Origin of the sequence: Taibaiella helva (assembly GCF_003545695.1) — a bacterium.
Lineage (GTDB): Bacteria > Bacteroidota > Bacteroidia > Chitinophagales > Chitinophagaceae > Taibaiella > Taibaiella helva.
On record NZ_QUZZ01000001.1, the window covers coordinates 575,145 to 591,318 of the forward strand.

A 16,174-nucleotide genomic window follows, 5' to 3' on the forward strand; every position below is an offset into this window, starting at 1 on the left:
TCCCGGGATGCTTCAGTAATTTCCCATTTCTCATTTTTCAAAATTTTAGTACAATGGCTAAGATCAAAATAACTCAGGTAAAAAGCGGTATCGATCGTCCGGAGCGCCAGAAACGTACCCTGCGCGCGCTGGGTCTGCGCAAAATGAACGCTACCGTGGAAGTGGAAGCTACCGACCAGATCAAAGGTATGGTAACCAAAGTGCTCCACCTGGTAAAGGTTGAAGACGTAAAGTAAATATCCAGGTAAAAAGTCAGAATTAAAAAGTCAAAAGCGTCATAGACGCTTGCCGATTTTTAATTTTAGTTTTGCTTTTTCATTTTTTAAAACGCGAGCGGGAGATACCCGCGTAAGTTCAAAAACAAAATACAATGCAACTACACAATTTAAAGCCGGCCGAAGGTGCAACTCATCATCAGAAACGCGTAGGCCGCGGTGAAGGTAGCGGTCACGGTGTTACCGCAGGTAAAGGTAACAAGGGTCAGCAATCCCGTACCGGTTATCAATCCAAAAAAGGTCACGAAGGTGGTCAGATGCCTATCCAGCGCCGTATGCCTAAACGTGGTTTCAAAAACAGGAACCGTGTTGAGTATAAAGCTTTCAACCTGGGTCAGATCGATTACCTGATGGAAAAATACAGCCTGCAGGAATTCTCCCTGGATGCCCTGTACATCAATGGCCTGATCAACCGCACCGACCTGGTGAAAGTGCTGGGTACCGGTGAGCTCAAATCAAAAGTAACCGTCAAAGTGAACGCGATCAGCGAAAAAGCGAAAAGTGCTGTAGAAACTGCCGGTGGTACTGTTGAGCTGATCTAGGTCATTAACAGGTACTTAGTTATTACAAAAGACGCTTTTTAACCAAGAGTTGCTTTAATAAATGATTATCTTTATTAAAGATTTGGTAAAACGCGTCTTTTGTCGTTTATTCGCAACCTATTTAAAAATATTACCGTTTTTGTGAAGAAACTTATTGAAACCCTCAAGAACATCTGGAGCATCGAAGAGCTTCGTAAGCGTATCCTGTTTACGCTGGGCCTGATCCTCGTTTATCGCGTCGGTAGCTATATCGTGCTTCCCGGGATCAACCCGCTTGTATTGGGGCAAAGCCAAAGCCAGGAAGGCCTGCTGGGCCTGATCAATATGTTCGCAGGCGGCGCCTTCGGGAACGCCTCTATCTTTGCCCTGGGTGTAATGCCTTACATCTCGGCATCCATCTTCATGCAATTGGCGGGTATCGTCATCCCCCAGTTTGCCAAGATGCAGAAAGAAGAAAGCGGCCGTAACAAAATGAACCAGTACACGCGGTTCCTGACCGTGCTCGTAACCGTTTTTCAGGCTTCGGCCTATATCGCTTACCTGCGTACGCAAACTAACGGTGCTATCGTTAACGACGGTCTCCTGTTCTATGTCTCTACGATCGTTGTCCTCACCGCAGGCACCCTGTTTGTAATGTACCTGGGCGAGAAGATCACGGATAAAGGTATCGGTAATGGTACTTCCATGATCATCATGGTGGGTATCCTGGCCCGTCTGCCGCACTCCCTCGTGGAAGAATTCACCTCTAAGCAGCAAACAGACAAGCTGCTTTTCTTCCTGGTGGAGCTGGCCGTATTTGTTGCTGTGATCATCGGGCTGGTGCTGCTGACACAAGGCGTACGCCGTATCCCGCTCAACTATGCCCGCCGTATTGTGGGTACCAATGCTGCCAAAGAGATCGGCGGCGCGCGTAACTTTATTCCCCTGAAAGTGAACTCTGCCGGTGTAATGCCCATTATCTTTGCCCAGGCCCTGATGTTCATCCCCGCAATGGTTGCCGGTTTTGCTACCGGTGAAGACAGCGGCGGCAACAATTTCATGCGTTCTCTTTCCGACCACACTTCCCTGTGGTATAACGTGATCTACGCCGTGCTGGTGATCGCATTCACCTATTTCTACACCGCATTGATCTTTAACCCCACGGAAATGGCAGAGAACTTGAAGCGCAACAACAGCTTTATTCCCGGCATTAAGCCTGGTCAGCCGACAGCCGATTACATCGGTGCTATCATGGATCGCATCACCTTACCCGGTGCGGTGTTCCTGGCAGCTGCCGGTATCCTGCCCGGTATTGCCGCCCTTTGCGGTGTTACCAGCGGTTTCGCCAGCTTCTTCGGGGGGACTTCCATGCTGATCGGTGTAGGGGTTATCCTGGATACCCTGCAGCAGATCGAAAGCCATTTGCTGATGCGCCATTACGATGGTCTGATGAAGACCGGCCGTATTTCCGGACGCCAGCCTGTAGCGATCTAAATAATAGTTTAATATATTTGAAAAGCGCCTCAACAACGAGGCGCTTTTTTCATTTATATTTGTACCCTATGCTCAAGATGATAAGCTTATTTTTTGAACACCTGGGCCGCTATACCCTTATGCTGAAAGGCATGTTCAGCAAGCCCGAGAACGGCAAGGTCTATTGGAAGGAGTTTATGCATCAGTGTATCGATATCGGATTCCGTTCACTGCCCATCGTGATCATCATCTCGGTATTCCTGGGTGCGGTAATGACCGTACAGACAGCCTATCAGCTCATCAGCCCTATTATCCCCAAATATGTTATGGCCCAGGTAGTGCGTGATTCCGTGATCCTGGAGCTGTCGCCAACGATTATCTGTATTGTGCTCGCAGGTGTGGTCGGATCCAAGATCGCATCCGAGCTGGGTAATATGCGGGTAAGCGAGCAGATCGATGCGCTGGAGATCATGGGCATCAATACCAAATCCTACCTGGTCATGCCCAAGCTCGTCTCTGCCCTGATCATGATCCCCTGCCTTATCGTGATCGCCATCTCCCTGAGCCTTGCCGGCGGCTTTGCCACCGGTTTGCTGACCGGCATTATGTCGAGCGAGCAATATACCTATGGCCTGGTCGAAGGGTTTAAAGCATTCGGCATACTGGTGGCCATGGTCAAAGCCTTCACCTTTGCCTTTATCATTGCTTCTGTGCCGGCTTACTATGGCTACAATGTAGAGGGCGGCGCACTGGAGATCGGCCGGTCTTCTACCACCTCTGTAGTAGTAAGCTGTATTATGATCCTTTTTGCCGATTATGTGATCACAATGCTGATGCTGTAACAAATGTCTTCACCTTATCTTTTTACCTCCGAGCGCCTGGGCTTCCGTACCTGGACCGACGCCGATCTGCCTGCTATGGCCGCCATCAACAGCGACGCCGCAGTGATGCGGTACTTCCCCGCACTGCAAAGCGAAGCGGAAACGGCTGTAGCGTTGCAACGCTTCCGTAATATGTACGTCGAAAAGGGATATTGTTTTTATGCTGTGGATACGCTTGCCGGGCAACAGTTCATTGGCTTTATCGGCCTGTCCTGGATTACGTACGATGCGCCTTTTACTCCCTGCGCAGAGATGGGCTGGCGGCTCTCACCCCATGCCTGGGGCAAAGGCTATGCTACCGAAGGCGCGAAACGCTGCCAGGATCATGCTTTCCACACCTTAGCGTTGGATCGTGTGGTAGCGGTTGCACCTTTGGTCAATGCACCTTCCATTCATGTCATGGAAAAATGTGGAATGAAGCCGCTCCTTGAATTCAGCCATCCTCTATTAGCCGCGCATCCCCGTTTGCAGCCTTGTGTCTGCTATGAGGCAAGGCAGTAGCTGCCTGAAAAAGGCCGCCCTCTAAAAGCAAGGCGGCCTGTAAAAAAAGTTTTCAGGTATTTGTTGCAGCTATTGCTTTACCAGCTTAAATTGATCCACCTGTCCGTTCCTTTGTGCGATGAGCACAAAGTACACCGCGGGCTTAAGTGCCGCAATGTTAATGCGGAAGGTATCGTGCGCCAGCTGCCGGCCATCCAGCGACATTACCGTTCTGCCCAGCACATCCGTCAGCTTAACCACATCCAGGTTGGCTTCCTGTACATTTTTGAGGTAAATAAAGTGGTCGGAGGGATTGGGATAGATAGCCGGCTTTTCCTTTCCTGTTTCCAGTCCTGCCGATAGTCCTGCTGCCTTTTTCTCCTGCAGGGGAGGGGTATGCGCCGTACCCCCATGCCGGTTGAGGTAATCGTTATAGGCCGTAAAATCCTCGTTCTTTTCATAAGGAATGCTGCCTTGTGGATAAGCTGTAGAAGCCGGACGCATAGCAAGGCCCACCGGGCCGCCGGGAGGCACCTCGAAATCACCGCAGCAATACCTGCTGAGGTTGATCTGCATGGAGATGGTTTTGATCGTGCTGTTGTCGCTGAACTTACCCAGGTTGTCCTGGCGCAGGTACACAGTATAGGTACCATCCGCGGGCGCCGTAAAGGTACGGCTCTGACCATAGGTATGCGGCTGCCAGCTGGCATCGGGGTTCTGTATATGCCAGGTATAAACGGTGGTATTGTCTCCGCCAAGCACTTTAAACGTATAGGTCTTTACCCTTCTCCGGGTTGCGGGAATGGTATTGGTACACTGTCCTGCGTCCGTTGTGCACAGCAGGTCCACATAGATCTCGGCGACGTTGCTGGGTTCCCAGCGGCCCTTCACCGTGTTCTTCACCGAAGCTTCATCAGCCAGCAGGTACGATGCACCCGCCGTCGGGTTGTGGCCGCTCAGATAACGATCGCTGTTTTCCGGCATCGGTACCGCCAGCAACCCGGGCGCCGCCATAAAGCCGAACCCGTTATAATATTGCCTGAGCCGCGGTATGGCATCGTCCATCCAGAAGGCCCGGCAGGGCTCATGGATCTTCATGGCAAACCATTTGGTATCGTCCCAGCCCCAGGTACCCCACTGGGGATTGGAGCCACAGCCTCCCGAAGCAACGCCGGGATTGGGATAGTTACCGGGGCCGAAGTCGAAATAAGTATTAAAAGGCTGGTAAGGGGTAGCCGTATTGTATACCGGGTTGACGCCGCTGGTATTGCCCTGCGCGGAAACAACACACTGATCGATCACGGCAGGAAAAGCTTCGCTGGCGCAGGGTGAATTCACCAGGTAATTTACCGGCGCATTGGTGCAGTCAAAATCGCCGCAGACCTGCGGATTAGATATCTCACGGATACGTAAGGCCCTGCTGTCGTAATCAAACATAAACGTATTGGTGCCGGGATACTTCAGGGCTCTGAAATTTTCCTGGGTCAGCAGCACGAAAGTACTCTTCGATTGGGCGTAAGCCCTGATCTTCGCCAGCGTAGCGGCTGTATTGGCGTAATTGGGCTGGTCGGGGCGCCCCCAGTTGTTCAGCTGTCCCATATGGATAGAAGTATAGCCGAGATCGATGAAAAGCTTGGCCTGGTAATAAAACCACATGCGGGCTTCGATACGGGTAATGTCGGGGCAGTCGGAAAGGCCGGATCCGAAGATGTTGTTCCTGATCCTTGTCAGGTGGAAAAAAAGATTGGTCTTCGGGTTGCCCAATGCATCCAGGTAATAACTGCTTTCAAATCCGGGCTCGGTTTTGTAAGCAGTAATGATCTCTGCAGGGATCGGTACCTGGTCCACGCCAGCGTCTATATTTTCAAAAATGGTACCCTGGATCACCGGGCGCTTCAGGCCGTTGCAATCATAAGCGGCATTAATGTCGATCACGATCTGTTTCATGCTCTGGTAAAAAAGGGTGCCGGGCTTCATCAAGCCGTATTTTCCCCAGGTGTTGGCAGCTCTCAGAATAATGGAAGCTTTAAGATCGATCATGCTTCTGATAATGCTGCAATATTTATCGGGGCAATAATTGCCGAAGCAGCGATCATAAGGCGGTGTACAATTAACGGGCGTCGTGCCCGGAGGGATCGCATTGTCGTCATAGGGTGTGCCGTCCACGCCGATCCAGCCCCAGCACTTGTCGGGCATGATCCAGGCAGAAAGCCCCTCGGCATTGAAGCTGCGCGCGATCTGTTTGGGAATACCCGCGCACCAGGGATCTTCGATGGAAGCGTTAACGCCGGCGGGGCAAAAAGTTTTCACGATCCCGCTAGAGATCAGGCAGGGAGATACGCTTTGTCCGGGCGCCTGCAGATTAAAAAGCAGGACCAGGAAGGCAAGCAGGTAGTGTTTTTTCATGAGGATGTTATTGTTTGGATTTGTTGCAGGAAAATACTGATGAGCGGATGCTACAGGGGCCGCATTAAGCAATTACCTGCCATTAAAATTAGGCATAAGCAGCCGGTTCGCAGTCATGTTTTTTACAAATGGGTTTCTCCGTTGTATCCATGTGCGCCAATACGGGACGGACGGGCGCTTTGGAATGGATCGCTTTACTGCGGATCGACATCCGTAATGATCTGCAGCGCAGAGTTGCCCCGCTTCTGCAAAACCATATTGATGGCTACAGCGATCCGCTCTTTAGCCTGTCGCAGGAATTGATTGTCCCTGGGGAGCTTCAGCCATATCTCCTGCAGGTAATAATTGCGTACCCTCGGCACCAGCGCCGGCGCCGGTCCCTGGATATGGATACCTTCGATCTGCTGCAGCTCCGCAGCCAATGCTGTAGCAGCCTGGGCGCTGCGTTCTTCATCGCGATGCCGGCAGGTGAGCTTGATCATACGGCTGTAAGGCGGATAGCCGAATTGCTGACGGGAGGCCGATTCCGTTTGGTAGAAAGCGCGGAAATCGTGTTCTTTCACCCATTGCAGCACAGGATGCTTCAGGTCATAGCTCTGGATGATCACCTGGCCCTCGCCGTCGAGCCTTCCCGCGCGCCCGCTTACCTGCTCCATCAGCTGGAAGCCTCGTTCGTTGACCCGGAAATCGGGATAGCTGAGCAAGCTGTCGGCACTGAGAATGCCTACCAGGCCTACGTTTTCAAAGTCCAGTCCCTTAACGATCATCTGGGTCCCTACCAGGATATCTATACGCCCGCGCGTGAAGTCTTCGATCAGCTGCGACATTTTGTTCTTGCCCTTCACGCTGTCCCAGTCCATGCGCGCTGTCTTTACCTTGGGAAAAATACGTTGCAGCTCTTCTTCGATCTTTTCCGTGCCGAAACTCCTGGCCACGATCTTCATATGACCGCATTGCGGGCAATGCCTGAACGGCGGCGATTTGGTGCCGCAGTAATGACAGTGCAGCTTATCGGTGGATTTATGGTAGGTGAGCGACACGTCGCAGTTCTTACAGTGCGCCACCCAGCCACAGGAGCCGCAGATCAGGAAGGGCGCATAGCCGCGTTTGTTCTGGAAGAGGATTACCTGCTTGCCGGCCGATAGGGTAGCTGTGATCCTTTCCAGCAGATCGGTGGTCAGCAGGGGAGATAAAGCTGCCTGTATGTTCTTGGCCGAAACGATCTCGATATCAGGCATGGAAATGCCGCGATAGCGCTGCCTGAGCTGCACATAGGTATACTTGCCCTGCTGGGCATTGGCCGTGCTTTCCAGCGAAGGCGTAGCCGAGCCAAGCAGCACTTTGGCCTTATGCAGGCCGGCAAGGTACACTGCGGCATCGCGCGCATGAAAACGCGGCGCCGGATCATATTGCTTGTAAGAAGGGTCATGCTCTTCGTCGACAATAATATAGCCCAGCTCGCGGAAAGGCAGCCACAGTACCGAGCGGGGCCCGACAACGGCCCTGAACTTACCCTCCTTTACCTTGTTCCAGATCTCAACCCGTTCATTGTTGGTAAAGCGGGAGTGGTACACCCCCAGCTCATCGCCGAAATAGGCCCGCAGCCGGTTTACCACCTGTGTGGTGAGCGCGATTTCCGGCAGCAGGAACAAGGCCTGCTTGCCCTGCGCCAACGCTTCCCTGATGAGCTGCACATAGATCAGGGTCTTGCCGCTGCCGGTAACGCCGTGCAGTAAGGCTACATTATGCTGCTCCCAGCCCTTTTGCACCTGCTCCAGTGCGGTCTGCTGCTCCGTGCTGAGCTGGAACGCAATCGGGCTTTTTTGTTCCAGAAGGCCTACACGATCGACCGGTATATACTCCGCCCGCAGGATGCCCTTGTCGATAAGGCTGTTCAGCTGCGCGGCAGTGGCGCTGGCCTTTTTCAGCAGCGCAGGTACTGCAACAGCAGCTTCCTGCTGTCTCAGTTGGAAAAAGGTCATCAGCAGCGCCAGCTGTTTGGGCGCTTTCTCCAGGTCGCGGAAAAGGAGGTTCAGCGGCGCTTCTGCTTCATACAGGCTTTCCAGGAATACATAGCGCTCCACCTTGGCTTTATAGCGCTCCTCCAGTATTTCCGCTACGGTAGCCACTTCCCGCTCCAGCAGCTCATTAATGGCCTTCGCGGTATTTTTTCCTTCCAGCAGCTGGCGCACTTCGCCAATGGTCAGCTGCTTGCGGATATGCAGTGCTTCCGCAAGAATGAAAGCGGCATCGCTCAGATTGAGCGGTGGCGTTGCGAAAGTCTCGTTCCACAGCAGCAAAGATTCGCTCATGAGCTTGAGATGCGCCGGCAGCGCAGCGTTCATCACCTCGCCGATGCCACAAAGGTAATATTGCGCCACCCATTGCCAGAAGTGCAGCTGCAGCGGATAGACCACCGGGTCTTCGTCGATCACATTGCGTATCGGTTTTACTGTATAGCTCTCCGGGCGGAAATCATGCGTTTGCAGCACAACGCCGGAGTAGATCTTATTGCGGCCCAGGCTTACCTCCACGCGCATACCGGGCACAAGCCTGTCCTGCCATTGCAGGGGAATGCCATAAGTAAGTGTACGGGGAAGATTAAGCGGTAATATTACGTCGGCGAACTGCAAGACGGGGTATTTTATTTAGCCTTGCAAGTTAAGCATAAAACGGATCGGTCACCTATATGCTTCTTGCAGCAGGATGGCAGGTGATAGCAAAGCAAAAAAGCAAACCCCTGGAGGTTTGCTTTTTTATGATTACCCGAATCGATGTGGTAAAAATTATTTCGCGTCGAAGAAATCTTTCACTTTGTCTTTGTGAATGATCGCCTCTTTGAAAGAATAAGCGCCTGTTTTGGGGCTGCGAACGGTTTTGATCACCTTCGTATAGTTCTTCGCCTCCAGGTTCGCTTTCGGGTCCTTCTTGATCGCGGTTTTCGCTGCTTTAGCCATGATATTTTTTTTGAAAAATTAGCAAATGTGCAAATCAGCAAATTATACAAATCACTCCGAATTTGCACATCTGCCTATCTGCCTATTGTTCAATTACTTGATTTCTTTATGAACGGTTACTTTCTTAAGAATAGGATTGTATTTTTTCAATTCAATACGCTCCGGAGTATTCTTTTTATTCTTTTGTGTGACGTAACGGCTCGTGCCGGGCATTCCGCTGGTCTTATGCTCGGTACATTCCAAAATCACCTGAACGCGGTTTCCTTTTTTAGCCATCTTGGGTAATTATTGAGAATAATATAAAATGAAAATTAGATTGCAACACCTTGCTCGCGCAGTTCGGAAACTACGGTGAACAGGCCTCTTTTATTAATGGTGCGAATAGCGTCGGAAGACACTTTCATTGTGATCCAGCGGTCTTCTTCAACCAGGAAGAAACGCTTGGTCTGTAAATTGGGTAAAAAACGGCGTTTTGCCTTCTTGTTAGAGAAGCAAACCTTGTGACCTGTAATTGGTTTCTTGCCGGTTACCTGACAAACACGAGCCATGACTTAAATTTTTTTGGACTGCAAAGGTGCGGATTATTTTGGAAACGGCAAAAATATTCTAAAAATATTTTTTTCGTTGGCTGCCCCGGCCCGCTGTTGCCAAAGCGGCTGCAAAGATACGCTTTCTTTCCCTGAAATATAAAAAAACAAGCTATGCGCTTTTTCCCCGGTCATCACCACAATTCCGTAGTTCTACGCCGCTTAATTCCGTATTTCTTCTTCCCGGATGGCCCGGGCCGGAGACTAACTTTGTTGCCGACAAATGGAGTCCGGAGACCATCAAAAACGGGGCGAAACCGAAAAGCCATACGAGTAGGAGCCTAAACAACACATACTATGGAATTTATTACCGCAGCCATCGATTTAAAAGAAGCAGGTGTTGCCAGCGCCGGGCACATTCATCTTCCCGAAGTAGTGATTTATTACGATAAGGATTTCAAGGGATCTGAATATCGTACAAACCTTAATGTTTTGTTTGTTGGTGGAGTGTGGAATGACCAGATATCTTCAATCGTCGTGGTGTCGGGGCAGTGGCAGTTTTACCTCCACCGTGACTTTGTGGAGCCGCTGGGGCCGGTGCTGGGACCGGGGTATTACCCCTGGGTCGAAGCTGTTGGCATACGCAATGACCAGGTTTCTTCATTCCGCTGTGTCGGCTATTAACCCAGCCAATGACCGGAACAGCAGAAGGGATTGTTCTCATTGAACAATCCCTTCTGCTGTTCCGGAGATCATACCAGGTCGGGGTAGATCAGCTGGTCCAGGTCGCTGACGCCCAGGCGGGATTCGACCATAAAGCCTTCTCCGTACTGAACACCGATGCGGTGCCCCAGCTGGCTGGCCCGGTTACGGATCTTATCCAGGAAGCCGGGGTTGGAAATATAGGTTTCAGGCTCGCCCGAATTGTCATTGAAAAACTGGGTCTTAAAGCAGCTGATCGCTTCCATTTTCTGTTCGAAGCTGCTGGAGATATCGACGATCAGGTCCGGCTCGAAGAAGCGGTCCTGGATATAATGGAATACTTTTTTAGGGCGCCAGGGGCTTTGCGGCTCGCCTTCCCATTCCGTTTCGATCTTACGCAGCCCGCTGAAAAAGCAGGCGTCGGCGATCAGCCTGCCGGCACGGCCGTGGTCGGGGTGCCGGTCAGCCAGCGCATTGGCCAGCACAAGGTCGGGCTGGAAACGGCGCAGGATGCGGATGATCTTCAGCTGGTGCTCTTTATTGTTCTGAAAAAAACCGTCGGCCATCTGCAGGTTGGTCCTCATCGAAAGGCCCAGCACCCCGGCCGAGGCCTGTGCTTCTTCATAGCGGCTCTGGACCGTACCTCTCGAGCCCAGCTCGCCTTCGGTAAGGTCGAGCACCCCGGCCTTTTGTCCTTTCCGGATATGATTGATCAGTGTACCGGTACAACCCAGCTCTACATCGTCGGGGTGGGCGCCTATGGCGAGTATGTGAAGTTTCATGCGCTTGACAAATGCTCCGCGGCTTCTTTTATGGACGGAGATGGGCGCAAAATTAAGGGCTTAAGCGGAATAAATGCCGGAAAGAGAAAGGGAGCATATCATGGCCTGTTGGCCAGCCGTTTCTGCTGCTGCATGTATTGATACTGGTAATAGTTTTTGGATTCTATTTCCTGCACGATCATTTCAATATCCTTATCCTTGCCGTATGGATCATACTGTGCCTTCAGATCATTGTCGAAAAAGAAGGCCGCCGTCTGGTAAATACGGGCATTCAGGCCGCCCTTAATCTCCTTGATCACGCTGTAGCAGTCCCTGCCGGTTTGCCGGTTGATCAGCTTGACCAGAATCTTTCCCTGGGTCATAGAGAGGTTTTTGAGCTCATCTTTAAAACGGCTGTTCATTTCTTTTTCCACCTGCTTCAGGTACTGCTTACGGTCTCTTTTTTTGGTCCTGATCGCAACCTCTTTATCCACCTTATTCAGCACAAAAGCTGCGGTAACGGCATAGGGGTATACTTTGTATACATTGTACCGTAGCCGCCGGAGCTCGTCGCGGCGCTTGGGATCGGTATAGGGGCCGGTAATCTCGACCTCATCGATAAAGAGCATGGGATAAACCTCGCTCCCGACCTGTATGCCGCCGAGCAAAATCGTATCGTTGACGCCCTTCTGGGCGCCTGATCTGATCGCAGGCAGGAGTACCGCAACCAGGAAAAAACAGGCCTTCAACAATCTGCTCATATAGCCGGGACAATCAAAATATAAAGTTCTGATTAATTTATGAAACGGAAAAATTTTGGATCGGGATGAAGGCCCGGAGTTTAACCGTTCAAAGATTAGCGGTAAATTATTTCCGGTTCTGCTGAAAAAATAGTTTTTTTAGCGTCAAATTCCGAAGCATAATGGTTTATAATTTAAGCGTGCAGCATTCTCTGTTGTCGCAGTGGATGAGCGAGATCCGAGACCACGAGATACAGAAGGACCGGATGCGGTTTCGCCGCAATATGGAGCGCATAGGCGAAGTGGCTGCTTATGAGCTGAGCCGCAGGCTTCCCTTTACCGAACGGCTGGTACAAACGCCCATGGGTGAGTCGATGGTGAATGTGATGGACGGGCAGCCGGTGCTGACAACCATTTTAAGGGCAGGTGTACCGCTGTACCAGGGTTTGCTGAATTATTTTGACCAGGCGGACTCCGCATTCATTGCTGCCTATCGCAAGCATCACAGGGATGGAAGCTTCGAGATTGAGCAGCATTATATTACCTGCCCATCCCTGGAGGGGCGTGTGCTGATTATCGCCGATCCGATGCTGGCTACCGGCGCCTCGCTTATCCTGGCCCTGGAAACGCTGATGGGTTATGGCAAGCCAGCCCATGTTCATATCGTTACAGCTATTGCCTGCTCCGAAGGTATTGAAAATGTGCTGCGCCGTTTTCCAGAGGTCGATATATGGGCAGGAGATATTGACGACGAACTGACGGCCAAAGGGTATATTGTGCCCGGGCTGGGCGATGCCGGCGACCTGGCTTTCGGCAGCAAGCAGCAGGGATAATGCTGAAATACATGAGGATGTGGGCCCGAAAGTCGTAGTTGCAAAGCACTGTGTTTTCCGCTATTTTCGTATAGTAAAGGGGCGCAAATACCCAACACAAAATTTTTTTTCGCTGTCTATTGTATAATATCTTCCTTTGTGCTATTTTGTGCACAATTGATAAGAAAAATTGGTAATCCCGATAAATAAAAATCATGAAGAAAGTATTACTAAGCGCGTTGGCTCTGGCAGGTATTTCTTTGGGTGTAGGGGCTCAGGATGTGCACTTTACCCAATACTTTACGTCACCGCTGACTTTGAATCCTGCGCAAACAGGGCTTACCCAAAATGACTGGCGCGCATCGGCAAACTTTCGGACTCAGTGGTATACGGTATCTGATAACCCTTACATGAGCGGAACGGTTGCCTTTGATATCCCTACGCTGAGGGGTAAGCTGCCAGAGGGCGATGCCCTGGGTATCGGTGTGCTGGGTTTGTACGACAGGTCCGGCAGCGGAGGATTACAGAATACCACAGTCGGATTATCTGTTGCCTACCATAAAGCCTTTGGTATAGACAAGCAGCATACTTTGTCATTGGGCGTACAGGGTTACCTCGTTCAAAAAAGCATCCAGTTCGATAAGCTCATCTTTGGCGATCAGTTCGATCCCAATATGCCGGAAGGTTACCTGAAGGGGACTTCCGCTGAAAGCTTCGGTAATGCCGATCTTACTTATCCCGACTTCAATGCCGGTATCATGTATTCAGGTCGTGTAGCGGAAAAAGCGACGCTGTATGGTGGTTTTGCCTATTATCACTTTACCCGCCCCGAAGAGAAGTTTCTCCAGAGCGGCAGCGCAGTAAAGATCAATTCCCGTTATTCTGCCCACCTTGGCGGTTCTTTTGAAATGAATGAGAATACGGTGATGTACCTCAGCGCTATGTACCAGAAGCAAGGGCCGGCCTCCGAATTCCTGCTGGGTGGCGCAGTTGGTTTTGTAATGAACCCCGGTCACGACGAGTTTACCCGCAATACCGTATTCTACCTGGGTGGCTGGTATCGCTACGGTGACGCGATCGCTCCCTATATCGGGTTCGAATGGTCCCGTATGAAGATCGGCTTCAGCTATGACGTAACCTTGTCCAGCGCACAGAATATGAACGGTGGCCAGGGTGCCTATGAAGTTTCCGTGATCTACAACGGTATCATCAACAAAATTACCCGCAAAAAATACAACTTCGCCTGTCCTAAGTTCTAAGACAGCAAAAAATACAGAGAGAGGGTTGCTTATGGGCAACCCTCTTTTTTTGTATAAACATGGTCCAGACAAGCAGCATCCGGCTGCAGAAAGGCCGGGCTGTAGCGGCGATAGTATGATGCATCAGCCGGGCCGGGGCACAAGAGCAGGTTTCAAAGGATCAATCAGCGGAGCAAGCGGAAAAGTTGGGAATACAATTAAGTATGGTCCTGACAAAATCCGGAGCACCGATTCATGTCTCAGAGGATGGAACGCTTTATACTTATCGGTGAGCTTGTAGCGCATCTGCTCGGGTCAGGCCGGTCGGGACATACAATGGCCCTGACAGTAGGCTGAATCCGTCTCTTTCTTAGCAACCCTGGTTTTGCTCCTACGGAGCAATTTATGTTTGTTCCTTGCTGGCGCTACAAACGTTAGGCTCCGTAGGAGCCCTATAACGCGCGGATAGCTATAGGAATCATCTCCCCGATCCTGTGGACCGGGAAGGGGTGTGTACAGCAGTGCGGGCCCGACTGTGCTATCTTATCATTTCGTAATGGAAGTTCCCATAACCTCATCCGTACACTTACTGTCCCCCAGATCTTCCGCTTGACCCGGTAATATTTTAAAAAGAAAAGCGCCCCGCATGCGGGGCGCTTTTTATGTTTTCATCCGGAAGATGAATTACTTCCTGTTGAATTTGCTTACGAAGCGTTTGCCTTCAGCAGAAACTTCTACCATGTACAGACCAGAGTTCAGGTTAGATACGTTGATAGAGAATTTGTGATCTCCTGCTTTAACTTTACCCAGGTCCTGAGTCTTAACAGTGCGACCAGCGATATCAGTGATCCGTACAACAGCGTTAGCAGCTTTGTCCAGGTTGAAATCAAAGTTCAGGTTATCCATAACAGGGTTGGGGTAAACGTTCAGGGCAACTTTAGAATCGCCACCGAATTCGATGATACCTACGCCACCGCTGCATTTGTCTGCAGCACCGGAACCGAATTTAACGTTGTCAACATTGTCCCTGTTGTTGCCGGTAAAGGCAGCATACAGCTGGTCAGCGGTAGTAGCAGCATTGAGTGCAGCACCGTCAAAACCAGGATCGTTGAAGTAACCGAAATCTACGTCATAACCATAGATAAGGGCATAAGTACATACCTTGGAATCAGCGGGGTAAGCAACGGTTTTAGCTCCGGAAGTGAAGTTAAACACCTGACCCTGGCCAACATTCCAGTACAGGGTATCTTTTGCGCCAGGAGCAATGCTCAGAGCAGGAGTACCCAGAGAGAGCAGGTTCTTAGTATTGGAGCCGGTAGGGGCAATACCCATAGCAGTCAGATCCATAATGATGGTAAGAGTATCAGTAGTAGTGATGGCATCTGTACCATTGTTTGAAATCTCAATTTGATACTTCATGGTATCAGTGCCGGCAACAAAGTTGTTGAAAGTCTGATTGTCCATGGGGTTCAGCAACCGTACTCCTAAGTCGATAGCTTTAGACGTTTGTGCCATTACTCCAGTAGTAGCTGCTGCGATCAAACCCAGCGTCAAGTAGATACGTTTCATAGTTCTTCTTTTTTTGTTTATAAAAATTTAATTTAGGCTTCAAATGTAGGAAAGATTTTGGATAATTTCCAACACCGCGCTAATTTTTGTTTTCAGTATTAACATATGTTTCAACGGGTAATCTTTTGGCTATTGAACGGGCAAGCGTCAGCTCATCCGTATACTCCAATTCGCCCCCGAAAGATACACCCCGCGCGATACCTGTGATCCGTACAGGGAAGTCGCGCAGCTGCCTGCTGATATAATAGACGGTGGTATCACCCTCGATTGTTGGGTTCAATGCCATTATAATCTCTTCAATGCCGCCCTGGTCAAGCCTTCCGATAAGGTTGGACAGCTGCAGCTGATCGGGGCCGATGCCGTCCAGTGGCGAAAGCAATCCGCCCAGCACATGATACAGGCCGTTAAACTGTCTCGTGCTTTCAATGGAGATCACATCCCTTATATTCTCAACTACACACACAATAGTGCGGTTGCGCAAGGGATCGCTGCAGATGCCGCATGGCCCATTGTCCGATATATTGTTGCATTGCGGGCAAAAGCAGATATCCGAGCGCATGCGGCTGATCGTATCGCTGAACCGGCTTACACTGTCCTTATCTTCCTTAAGCAGGTGGAGCACCATTCTTAACGCCGTTTTCCGGCCAATGCCCGGCAGCCGGGAAAACGCGTCGACAGCATCTTCTATCAGTCTGGAGGAGAATATCATATTGTACAAAAACACCCGGAGGGCCTTTCCTGCAAAGATAACGAAACCTGTTGCAAAAGGCATAAACGGCTTAGTGGAGCATCTTTAAAGTAATCCTCGTAATTTGGCAGCCTGATCATTAAG

At 50.6% G+C, this 16,174-nt stretch carries 17 protein-coding genes; 8 read left to right on the forward strand and 9 right to left on the reverse strand.

What is annotated here, in order from left to right:
• Positions 1-53: 53 nt before the first annotated feature.
• From rpmD to DZC79_RS02435, 5 genes are all read left to right on the forward strand, one after another.
• A complete protein-coding gene (gene rpmD / locus DZC79_RS02415; protein WP_118949936.1) occupies positions 54-236 on the forward strand; it encodes a 50S ribosomal protein L30 in 183 nt (60 codons plus the stop codon).
• A 134-nt stretch (positions 237-370) separates the two neighbouring features.
• Entirely contained in the window at positions 371-817 is a 447-nt protein-coding gene (gene rplO / locus DZC79_RS02420) for a 50S ribosomal protein L15 (protein ID WP_118949937.1), read from the forward strand.
• A gap of 141 nt (positions 818-958) precedes the next feature.
• Positions 959-2,290, forward strand: coding sequence for a preprotein translocase subunit SecY (secY, locus tag DZC79_RS02425; protein ID WP_118950021.1), 1,332 nt, complete (start codon positions 959-961; stop codon positions 2,288-2,290).
• Positions 2,291-2,358: 68 nt separating this feature from the next.
• A complete protein-coding gene (locus DZC79_RS02430; RefSeq protein ID WP_232831738.1) occupies positions 2,359-3,111 on the forward strand; it encodes an MlaE family ABC transporter permease in 753 nt (250 codons plus the stop codon).
• Positions 3,112-3,114: 3 nt separating this feature from the next.
• Positions 3,115-3,651, forward strand: coding sequence for a GNAT family N-acetyltransferase (locus tag DZC79_RS02435; protein WP_118949938.1), 537 nt, complete (start codon positions 3,115-3,117; stop codon positions 3,649-3,651).
• Between the two features lie 69 nt (positions 3,652-3,720).
• Here DZC79_RS02435 and DZC79_RS02440 read toward each other — a convergent pair whose 3' ends face one another.
• The 5 genes from DZC79_RS02440 to rpmB form a co-directional block, all read right to left on the reverse strand.
• On the reverse strand, positions 3,721-6,036 hold the full coding sequence (locus DZC79_RS02440; RefSeq protein WP_118949939.1) for a T9SS type A sorting domain-containing protein: 2,316 nt from the start codon (positions 6,034-6,036) through the stop codon (positions 3,721-3,723).
• Between the two features lie 194 nt (positions 6,037-6,230).
• Positions 6,231-8,669, reverse strand: coding sequence for a replication restart helicase PriA (priA, locus tag DZC79_RS02445; protein ID WP_232831739.1), 2,439 nt, complete (start codon positions 8,667-8,669; stop codon positions 6,231-6,233).
• 153 nt (positions 8,670-8,822) lie between these two features.
• Positions 8,823-8,993 (reverse strand): DUF4295 domain-containing protein, encoded by a 171-nt coding sequence (locus DZC79_RS02450; protein ID WP_118949940.1) that lies wholly within the window; start codon positions 8,991-8,993, stop codon positions 8,823-8,825.
• 93 nt (positions 8,994-9,086) lie between these two features.
• Entirely contained in the window at positions 9,087-9,269 is a 183-nt protein-coding gene (gene rpmG / locus DZC79_RS02455; protein WP_118949941.1) for a 50S ribosomal protein L33, read from the reverse strand.
• 35 nt (positions 9,270-9,304) lie between these two features.
• Complete coding sequence (rpmB, locus tag DZC79_RS02460; protein WP_118949942.1) at positions 9,305-9,541, reverse strand: 50S ribosomal protein L28; 237 nt, start codon at positions 9,539-9,541, stop codon at positions 9,305-9,307.
• 336 nt (positions 9,542-9,877) lie between these two features.
• On the opposite strand from rpmB, the gene DZC79_RS02465 reads away from it, so the two are divergent.
• Positions 9,878-10,204, forward strand: a complete 327-nt coding sequence (locus DZC79_RS02465) for a beta/gamma crystallin-related protein (protein ID WP_118949943.1) — start codon at positions 9,878-9,880, stop codon at positions 10,202-10,204.
• A gap of 68 nt (positions 10,205-10,272) precedes the next feature.
• Here DZC79_RS02465 and bshB1 read toward each other — a convergent pair whose 3' ends face one another.
• The gene (bshB1, locus tag DZC79_RS02470; RefSeq protein WP_118949944.1) at positions 10,273-11,004 is read right to left on the reverse strand and encodes a bacillithiol biosynthesis deacetylase BshB1; all 732 of its coding nucleotides are present in this window, start codon (positions 11,002-11,004) and stop codon (positions 10,273-10,275) included.
• A gap of 98 nt (positions 11,005-11,102) precedes the next feature.
• Positions 11,103-11,744: a DUF4294 domain-containing protein gene (locus DZC79_RS02475; protein ID WP_118949945.1), complete on the reverse strand. Its 642-nt coding sequence runs from the start codon at positions 11,742-11,744 to the stop codon at positions 11,103-11,105.
• A gap of 161 nt (positions 11,745-11,905) precedes the next feature.
• Here DZC79_RS02475 and upp point away from each other — a divergent pair, with 161 nt between their 5' ends.
• Both upp and DZC79_RS02485 read left to right on the forward strand, forming a co-directional pair.
• Positions 11,906-12,556 carry a uracil phosphoribosyltransferase gene (gene upp, locus DZC79_RS02480; RefSeq protein WP_118949946.1) on the forward strand — a complete coding sequence of 217 codons (651 nt, stop codon included), beginning with the start codon at positions 11,906-11,908 and terminating at the stop codon, positions 12,554-12,556.
• 194 nt (positions 12,557-12,750) lie between these two features.
• The gene (locus DZC79_RS02485) at positions 12,751-13,794 is read left to right on the forward strand and encodes a PorP/SprF family type IX secretion system membrane protein (protein ID WP_118949947.1); all 1,044 of its coding nucleotides are present in this window, start codon (positions 12,751-12,753) and stop codon (positions 13,792-13,794) included.
• Positions 13,795-14,457: 663 nt separating this feature from the next.
• Here DZC79_RS02485 and DZC79_RS02490 read toward each other — a convergent pair.
• Positions 14,458-15,342, reverse strand: coding sequence for a T9SS type A sorting domain-containing protein (locus DZC79_RS02490; RefSeq protein WP_118949948.1), 885 nt, complete (start codon positions 15,340-15,342; stop codon positions 14,458-14,460).
• A gap of 79 nt (positions 15,343-15,421) precedes the next feature.
• Complete coding sequence (gene recR / locus DZC79_RS02495) at positions 15,422-16,051, reverse strand: recombination mediator RecR (protein WP_118950024.1); 630 nt, start codon at positions 16,049-16,051, stop codon at positions 15,422-15,424.
• Positions 16,052-16,174: the final 123 nt, after the last annotated feature.